At 75.4% G+C, this 1,463-nt stretch carries 1 protein-coding gene; it reads left to right on the top strand.

The features are described from left to right. Positions 1 to 1,463 (top strand): Lhr family ATP-dependent helicase (locus tag EIO58_RS17785; protein WP_446723954.1); only part of this gene is annotated, 1,463 nt, incomplete at both ends.

Raw genomic sequence — 1,463 nt, 5'->3', positions numbered from 1 at the left:
CGCTGCCGGTCGGCATCCCGACGGCGTTCCTCGAACCTGTCGCCGATCCGCTCGGCGACCTCGTGGCCCGCCACGCGCGCACGCACGGTCCGTTCACGGCGGATGCCGCCGCCGAGCGCCTCGGCGTAGGCGTCGCGGTTGCGCGGCTCACGCTCCAGCGGCTCGAGTCGCAGGGTCGCGTCACGAGCGGCTTCTTCCTCCCCGAGGCGTCCGCGGACTCCGCACGCGCGGACGACGCGGAGTGGTGCGACACGGAGGTGCTTCGGCGGCTGCGGATGCGGTCGCTCGCGGCGATCCGCGGCAGCGTCGAGCCCGTGCCCCAGGATGCCTACGCCCGGTTCCTTCCGGTGTGGCAGCACGTCACGCGGCCGCTCGAGGGCATCGACGGCGTCGCGGCGGTCGTCGAGCAGCTGGCGGGCGTGCCGATCCCGGCGAGCGCGTGGGAGTCGCTCGTGCTTCCGGCGCGCGTCCGGGACTACGCCCCCGGCTTGCTCGACGAGCTCACGTCGACCGGCGAGGTGGTGTGGTCGGGGCATGGCAGCCTTCCGGGGCGCGACGGCTGGATCGCGCTGCATCCCGTCGACGCGCTGCCGCTCACGCTCGCCCTGCCCGATGCGGCCGACGACCCGGCGCCGGGATCGCTCGACGCCCAGCTGCTCGCCGCGCTCGAGGGCGGCGGCGCATACTTCGCGAGTCAGCTGAGGCAGGTGACCGGCGCCGAGAACGAGCAGTCGGTGGTCGAGGCGCTGTGGCGTCTCACGTGGGCGGGCCGCGTCACGAACGACACGTTCGCGCCCATCCGCACCCTCGTCTCTGGCGGCTCGCAGGCACACCGGGTGTCCAGGCGCACGCCCCGGGCACGCCTGTACCGGGGCGCAGCGGTGCGGGCGGTGGCGGCATCCGTTCCTCCTCGCCCGCCCGCGATCGGCGGCCGATGGTCGCTGCTCCCCGCACCCGAGCCCGATGCGGCTCTGCGTGCCACGGCGTCGGCGAGCCTGCTGCTCGACCGGTACGGCGTCGTCACCCGCGGGGCCGTTCAGGCCGAGGGCATGCCCGGAGGGTTCGCGCAGGCCTATCGCGTGCTGGCGGGGTTCGAAGAGGCCGGGCACTGCCGTCGCGGCTACGTCATCGAGAAGCTCGGCGCGGCGCAGTTCGCGGCCTCCTCGACCGTCGACCGGCTGCGCGAGTTCGCGGGGCTGTCGGATCCGCCCCCGCTGCGGGCCGTCACACTCGCCGCCACCGATCCTGCGAACCCCTATGGCGCGGCGCTCGCGTGGCCCGCGCTCGAAGGCGTCGGCCACCGGCCGGGACGCAAGGCGGGCGCCCTCGTCGTGCTCGTCGACGGCACGCTGGCGCTGTACCTCGAGCGCGGCGGCAAGTCGGCGCTCGCTTTCACCGGTGACGAGGGGGTGCTGGCGGCCGCCGCGCGCGACCTCGCCGCGACGGCGCGCAACCGCCGACTC

This window comes from Microbacterium sp. CPCC 204701 (assembly GCF_004010105.1).
Lineage (GTDB): Bacteria > Actinomycetota > Actinomycetes > Actinomycetales > Microbacteriaceae > Microbacterium.
Note: the sequence above shows the minus strand (reverse complement) of the source record. Positions and strands in the feature narration are given on the sequence as shown.